Source organism: Bacillus pseudomycoides DSM 12442 (genome assembly GCF_000161455.1).
Taxonomy (GTDB): domain Bacteria; phylum Bacillota; class Bacilli; order Bacillales; family Bacillaceae_G; genus Bacillus_A; species Bacillus_A pseudomycoides.
Genome location: NZ_CM000745.1, coordinates 5,023,702 through 5,031,278, shown reverse-complemented (window position 1 = coordinate 5,031,278; position 7,577 = coordinate 5,023,702). Strand labels below are relative to the sequence as shown.

Annotated in this window: 5 protein-coding genes; 4 read left to right on the top strand and 1 reads right to left on the bottom strand. The window is 34.1% G+C overall.

Going from position 1 to position 7,577, the window contains the following annotated elements; all coding sequences use genetic code 11:
* Positions 1-894: 894 nt before the first annotated feature.
* A complete protein-coding gene (locus BPMYX0001_RS25515; RefSeq protein ID WP_006097067.1) occupies positions 895-2,130 on the bottom strand; it encodes a glycoside hydrolase family 5 protein in 1,236 nt (411 codons plus the stop codon).
* Positions 2,131-3,043: 913 nt separating this feature from the next.
* Between BPMYX0001_RS25515 and BPMYX0001_RS25510 the strand changes: the two genes are divergently transcribed.
* The 4 genes from BPMYX0001_RS25510 to BPMYX0001_RS25495 are packed head-to-tail and all read left to right on the top strand — an operon-like array spanning position 3,044 to position 7,562.
* The gene (locus tag BPMYX0001_RS25510) at positions 3,044-4,012 is read left to right on the top strand and encodes a carbohydrate ABC transporter permease (RefSeq protein ID WP_078211720.1); all 969 of its coding nucleotides are present in this window, start codon (positions 3,044-3,046) and stop codon (positions 4,010-4,012) included.
* A 13-nt stretch (positions 4,013-4,025) separates the two neighbouring features.
* Positions 4,026-4,889 carry a carbohydrate ABC transporter permease gene (locus BPMYX0001_RS25505; RefSeq protein ID WP_006097065.1) on the top strand — a complete coding sequence of 288 codons (864 nt, stop codon included), beginning with the start codon at positions 4,026-4,028 and terminating at the stop codon, positions 4,887-4,889.
* Positions 4,890-4,941: 52 nt separating this feature from the next.
* Positions 4,942-6,219, top strand: coding sequence for an efflux RND transporter periplasmic adaptor subunit (locus BPMYX0001_RS25500; protein WP_006097063.1), 1,278 nt, complete (start codon positions 4,942-4,944; stop codon positions 6,217-6,219).
* A gap of 23 nt (positions 6,220-6,242) precedes the next feature.
* Positions 6,243-7,562: an ABC transporter substrate-binding protein gene (locus BPMYX0001_RS25495; protein ID WP_033799378.1), complete on the top strand. Its 1,320-nt coding sequence runs from the start codon at positions 6,243-6,245 to the stop codon at positions 7,560-7,562.
* Positions 7,563-7,577: the final 15 nt, after the last annotated feature.

Sequence of the window (7,577 nt, the reverse complement as noted above, 5' to 3'; positions counted from 1 at the left end):
CGACACAGCTATCATCTCCACCAATGACAAAAGGTCAACATTGAATTCGTAATCATCTTCATAATTATTATTTTTACAAACGCCATTCTGTCCTAACAAACGGTAAATCCCTCTTTTTCCACATGTATGTTGACCCCAGAATTTACTTCTTTTCCTTGAAACACTCTTGTTACTGGTTTGTTTTTCATATATAAGTCACATCTATTCCGCCTTTCACGCCTCGTTATATTTTTATCATATACAATAAAAATCTCTTTTTTCTTACCCATTCCTTACAAATTACTTACGTTCAAAATAGCTCCTATAATAGGGTAGAAGGAGCATCTGTGCCGGAAAGTTCAAAGTATTTTCCAATAAATATATGAATCAAAAAGAAACACAGAGGTTTTTCACTTCTATGTTTCTTTTTTTCGTCCTTTAAATATTAAAGGTTTACTCTTAACAGGGTGAATTCCGGCTCTTTTCTAATGTAATTTTTCTTCTTGCGATACAACATAAATGACATTGTGCTGCATGAAACACTCCTAACGTTGTTAAAATCACTTGTTTCTAAGTCGAAATTTATTTAACCTAGGGGGGTACTCCATATCTATCAACTTAAGAAAAGTAAACATCCCCAAAACGAAAAAATGAGCTGACTTCTCAAAGTAACTACCTGTAGAAAAAGAAAATGTTCATTTAGGGGGTACATTAAAACCTTAACTTGATGGACGTTTGGCGGGACCTCATAAAGGCATAAGAAGCTTGATGATCTCGTTTTTTACGAAATGATATAGTGATGAGCTCTTATAGCTTATACAAAAAGAAAGAGCATCTAATCCTAATAGATCAGATGCTCAAACACGGATAATATATCTGTCAAGTTCCTAACATACTATATTACTTAGTAATAATTTACTTCTTATGAGATTGTAAATCATTTTTAATTACATCCCAAAGTGGATTATCTTGACGTATTGGTTTACCCTCTTCATCCCATTTTATTTTTCCTGTTCCTAATTCATAATTCATTCCTGTCCAAGTATCTTCACGGAATGCATAGAATGATTTGTGCCACCCTTTCTGATTGAATATAGAAATTAAGTCCTGCATGTATTGAGGTGCTCCAGGAACAGTACGGTTAATTCCAAATTCCTCAGCAATGATTCGATTAGATGGTACATGATTTTTCTTAGACCAATTTTGCACAGGCTGTAAGAATTTATTTAATCCATCTTTATCCCACATCATAGGTTTTTCTACATCTCCTACTTTTACAATTCCAGGATATTGATACTCTTTATTTTGATTTTCACGCTGACTTGTTAATTGATATGGCTCATACATATGAAATGCATACAATGTCTTCTTATCTTTAACTGGTTTAAGATATTTAAAAGCCCAAGGTGTGGCATATAGGCCTGAATCTAAAATAATGGGTGTTTCTTTATCTACTTCACGAATTGAAGTAACAACTTTTTGATAAAATTTATTTAAATCTGCTGGGGTCCCCTTCACTTTTGAATACCATTTCTCATAATCTTCCGTCCAAAAATCATTATATCTATTTTTCTTAGATGTTTCTGGGTGTGGCTCATTTATAATATTGTAGCCAACCACAGCAGGATGATCCTTTAATTCAAGAGCAAGGTCCTTCCAAAATTGGCTTGCTTGTTCTTGATATTTCTCTTCCTCCCAGATTCTATCATCATTCTGATTATTATTAAATTGGCGCCAACGGTCACCAGGTAATGAAAGCATTGTAAGTACAACTTTAATCCCTTGTGATTGTGCAGCATCTAAATCTGTTTTTAATTTTGCTACATCCTCTTTCACTAATCCTTGATAGTTATCTGCATTACCGATAAGAAAATCTTTTCCTGGTGTATCTGGTTTGTCACCAGAGAAGAAAGCTTTATCTTTTGCCCATTTATCAGGTGCTAAACGAACATATTCAATATGAGCCTCCTTTGCACTCTTGTAATTCTCAGGTAATGAAGTGCTATTCATAAAATTAGTACCTGTTCTTTTAGAATTCCAAAAATCCATTTTGGAATCTGCACATTTGTATGTCTCAGCTTTCACATTCATTTCTTGCATCCCTAAACTTAGTATGCCCATTAATGCAACTATCGGTATGATTTTTTTCATAACTTCTCCCTCTTTCTATGTTAGTTACCTATATAAAATAAATCACTTATGTTACAGAAAAGTGACAATTTCAAAAAAACATATTTTATTGATCTATAGAACTCTTTTAGGAATTTGAAAAACATAAAATTCTTTCCTTTACTTACTCATATCTTATATTTTGTGTAACTGCCTCGAACTCTAAATACCTTGGTAGTCTTAAGTTTATAAACATTTTATTTTGAGTTACACAACATATAAAAGACTGTTAACTACACTATTTGGCGTACCATCACATAGCCATCAAGCTAATATTTTAAAGTGTCATCAAAACGAAAAAAGAAAATCGTACATTTGAACATAAATTAACTAGTTCCCTGTCGGCTTAGTGACAAAGTTCTTGCTGTAGAACGCAAAGTAAAAAACACAGAGGTATTCACATCTGTGTTTTTTCAAGTTTCGGATGATTAATCGTTCTATATAAAGAATATTAAGGGATTCCAGTTCCTTCAACTATTTCTTTAATGTAGGATTTCTGACTATCATACATAGGTAATGCAATTGAGAGTCTATCTTTTTCTAAATTTGGTCTGCTTGTATTTTACTATTTTTTTCATTTTTCTACTTACTTTTAAACCTTCGCCATACCCCTTATACAATAAAAAGCATTGAAACCATTCATGACCTTTACAACAGAACCACCCACCAGCCTATCTAAAGTTGATAAAGCTTATCTATTATCTTTTCGATTTCACCTTATGATTCTAAGCAAGGAAGGGGAACCTTCATTTTTTTATTCCGCTTTATGAACATCGGAACTAAAATCCCTCATTTCTTTATTTTATCTGCATTTCATCTGCATCTGTGTCCACTAAACTACATAATTGTAAGATGTATTTATGAAAATAGACTCATAAAAAAGAGGGATCCACGAATGAAAATAAACAAAAGTCGATCATATATTGGGAATGTTTTTTTGGATCGCGACCATCGATCCTTGAATAAACTTCAAGATAAAAAAAAATCCCCAACAAAATTTCGGGATTTTATGCAAAAGGATACAAGTATAGCATTATTGTTCCTTCTACCAAGTACAATTGGTTTTTCAATTTTTTATCTGATTCCATTTGTAATGGGAATGATTTATTCGTTAATGGACGGTACTACTGATGGTTCTTTTGTCGGTTTAGCCAATTATAAAGAACTGCTAGGTAGTGCTTCTTTTCTCAAAGCAGCAACGAATACGTTTTGGTTTACCGCAGTGAGTGTACCTCTCATCATCATTATCTCCTTATTACTGGCACTTTGTTTGAATCAAAATGTATATATTCAAAATTGGTTACGAAGCGCGTTTGTATTACCACTTGTCGTTCCTGTTGCTTCCATTGTTATGCTCTGGCAAATTTTATTCGATTGGAACGGTACGTTTAACGTATGGATGCACAATATGGGGTTTGAACGAATTGATTGGATGAAATCAAATTGGGCAATTATTGTCTTATCAATTGTATATCTATGGAAAAATATCGGGTACAACATTATTTTATTCTTAGCAGCTTTACAAAATATCCCAAAAGAGTATTACGAAACTGCAGAAATTGAAGGTGCAGGTCGTATGCATACATTTTTAAATATTACACTCATTTATTTAACACCAACAATGTTCTTTGTCATATTAATGTCGATTATCAATTCGTTTAAAGTCTTTCGAGAAGCATACTTGATTGCTGGAAGTATACCACATGACAGTATGTACATGATGCAGCATTATATGAACAATATGTTCGTGTCGCTTGATATTCAAAAGTTGACAGCGGCTGCCACGTTGATGGTGGCGGTTATTTCTATCCTTGTATTCGTATTGTTTGCAATAGAACGTCGTTTTCGAAAGTTTATGAATTAGGTGGGAAAAGCAGATGAAAAAAGGAAATGTATTTCGTAAATGGATTTTAACGCTATTTTTGACAATATTAGCGGTCATGATGCTATTTCCAATCGTATTTACCTTGACCAATTCATTCATGACTGAGCATGAGATTGGATCCAATTATGATTCTATTGGAGAAGTGAAAAAGGATACACCTTTCATTAATTTAAAATTAATCCCAGATTTAGTGTCATTTGAACAGTATGGAACAGTATTAGTGAAAAATCCGACATTCTTAAAAATGTTTTGGAATTCAGTATTCATGGTTGTACCAATAATAGTAGGTCAAGTAATCGTTGCATCGTTTGCAGCCTATGTCTTTGCTAAGATTCAATTTCGAGGAAGAGACAAGTTGTTTATCGTTTATCTTTTGACGATGCTCATGCCATTCCAAGTTACGCTCGTACCAAATTATATCATGGCGGATAAACTTGGAATTTTGAACAGTATAGCGTCTATTATTCTTCCAGGAATCTTTGGGGCATTCGGTGTATTTATGCTCCGGCAGTTCATGTTGCATATCCCGGATGCGTATATAGAGGCAGCTAAGATGGATGGAGCTGGCCATATTACAATCTTTTTTAAGATTATTCTTCCTCTTATTCGTCCTGGAATTGCTGCTCTTATTGTCTTATTATTTGCGGATTATTGGAATATGATCGAACAGCCGCTTATTTTTCTGAATGATGAATCCAAACATCCATTATCGCTCTATTTATCAAAAATTAACAAAGAGGCACGTGGGGTTGGGTTTTCTGCTTCTATTCTGTATATGACCCCAATGATACTTTTATTTTTATATGCGCAGTCCTATTTTATTAAGGGAATTCAGTTATCAGGTGTGAAGGAATAATGAAGAATTACAATGTAAACATTCCTTCGGAAAGATTTTAGGAGGGGACACAATGGAATATAGAACGGAACAAGACGTCACAAGGAAAAAACGAAATATTAAAATCATTTCCAGTGTATTTATAGGGCTTTTAATTATCCTTACACTCTTTAGCAATACGTTAGCGAATTGGAATTTGCCAAAGGTTATTACAGAGAAGCCAAAAAATAGTGAGCTTAAACAAACGTTTACAGGTAATGGCGAATTACAGCCACAAGAAGAAGCAAAGTTAAGTAATAGTAGCATAGAGGCGAAAGTGAAAGAGGTACATGTAAAAGAAGGAGACCGTGTCAAAAAAAATCAATTATTAGTGACATACGATAGTAAAAAGAGTGAACAAGTAATTCTTGATGAAGAAGCAACTCTTCAAATTCAAAAGTTAGCACTGAATGACGCTCAAGCAAATTATAATGAAGCAAAAAAAAATCAACAAGAAAACAAATCAAATGATCAACCAAATAATCAGCAAGAAAACAACTCAAATAGTCAACCCAATGGGAGGATAAGTGAGACAAGTTTACAAAGTCTCAAAACAGCTGTGGAGAGCAAAAAAATTGAGATTAGTACGCAAGAAAGAAAAATTAAAAGTTTAAAAGAAGAATTAGAAATGAGCAAGAAGCTGATCGCTCCTTTCGATGGAGTTGTTACAAAAATAAATGCAAAGAAGGATCAGCTTTCTACGAGAGATGAAGGTGATGTAATTCTCTCTGATGAGAGTAAAGGCTTTAAGGTTGAAGTACAAGTACCTGCTGATTTAGCCACGCACTTGAAGGTTGGAGAAAAGATAAATTTGAAAGGAAATGCTAAATCCTTAGAAGGTGAACTTATAGAGATTAAAAATATAGAAAGCAATGAAAATCAGAGACCCGAAGAACAAGGTAAACAGCAAGATGAACAAAAGGATGAACAAAAAGGTGAACCAAAAGATGAACAGCAATTTCAACAAACATCAGCAACTCCACAACCACAGAAACGTATTCTTGTAAAAGTACAAGGAGAAGAACTGAAAAAAGGGGAGCAGGTAGAAGCTACACTGACTAAACAATTGGCTAAAGGCGTGGTTATACCAAATAAGGTGATTAAGAAGGAAGGACAGAGAACATTTGTCTATACAATAGAAGAAAAAAAAGGCCCTTTAGGTAATGCCTTTTATATAGAAGAGTCTCCTATTACTGTTGGTGAATCCAACGGACAAGAAACAGTCGTGTTAGAAGGAGTATATGAGAAAGATCAAATTGTTTTACAAACCAGTGAACCTTTGAAAAAAGGAGAACGAGTAAAGATAAAATAACAAAAATAAGGAGCGAATTTAAAATGAAAAAGGTTTGTATGATGCTAGTAGCAAGTCTATCAATCAGCTTCGTGGCAGGTTGCGGAAATAATGATAGTAAAGGAGAGAGAAAAACAAAAGATGGAAAAACGATAGTCGAAGTGTCGACTTTAGGTGATACTAAATCCCTAAAACAGGCAGAGAAACTATATGAACAAAAGAATCCTAAAATTGACATCCAGATAAAAGGTGCTTTTCCGGAAGATGGATCAAAGACAGAAGCATCAAAGACAGACGAGACCTCTGCTGAGAAAATCATTAGTAAGGTGAATACAGAATTTTTATCGGGTAAAGGATCCGATGTGATTGTACTAGACGGTTTGCCTGCGGACAAGTATGGGAAGAAAGGCTTGCTTACAGACTTAAGTAAAATGATGGAACAGGATAAATCTTTTGATAAAAATCAATATTTTAATAGCATTTTAGATAATTCGAAAACAGGTGAAAAACTTTATGGTATTCCATTATATTTTTGGTTGAGTGGACTGCTTGGGGATGATAAAGCGATACAACAATCTGGAGTAAAAGTGAATGACAAAGAGTGGACTTGGAGTGAGTTCACAAGCATTGGAAAAGAATTAGCAAGCAAAGGAACACATACACATGTTATTGGAAATACTCCTCCGGAACAAATGCTGCAATTTCTGGTGCAAGATCATTACAGTAAGTTAGTAGATAAAACAAGTGGACAAGCAAAGTTCCAATCTGATTTATTTGTACAGATGCTGGAAGACGTAAAGAAGATGTATGAACAGAAAATAGTCACTGCAGATTCTGTGGCTTTAGGAGAAGCATATTTTGTCCCAGCACCAATCATGTCGGTAGAAGAATATTTCAGTTTTGGATATAGCTTGGGTATAACAGAGTCAAAAATGTATCAAAAACCACATATAGCTGGACAAAAAAAGGGAGTTGCTTTTACACCGAACACAACAGTAGGTATAAATGCGAAATCTCCGGTTAAAAAGGAAGCTTGGGATTTTCTTAAGTTTTTAATGTCTGATGAGGTCCAAAGTAAAGGGAATGCATTTCCAATTAATAAAGCTTTATATGAACAACAAATCAAAACATTGAAGGAAAAAGGGAAAATTGAGCATATAAGTGGCTCTATGATTAACGTTACTGAGAGTGATATACAAGAATTAGAGAAAATGGTTGCTGAAATAAGCGTTCAGAGCCCACAAAGTACTAAAATTGAATCCATTATTGCTGAGGAGTCCAAGTCATACTTTAGTGGTCAAAAATCAGCTGAGGATGTAGCAGCGCTGATCCAAAATCGAGTGACGACATATATCAACGAATAAGTTGTATTTATTTCA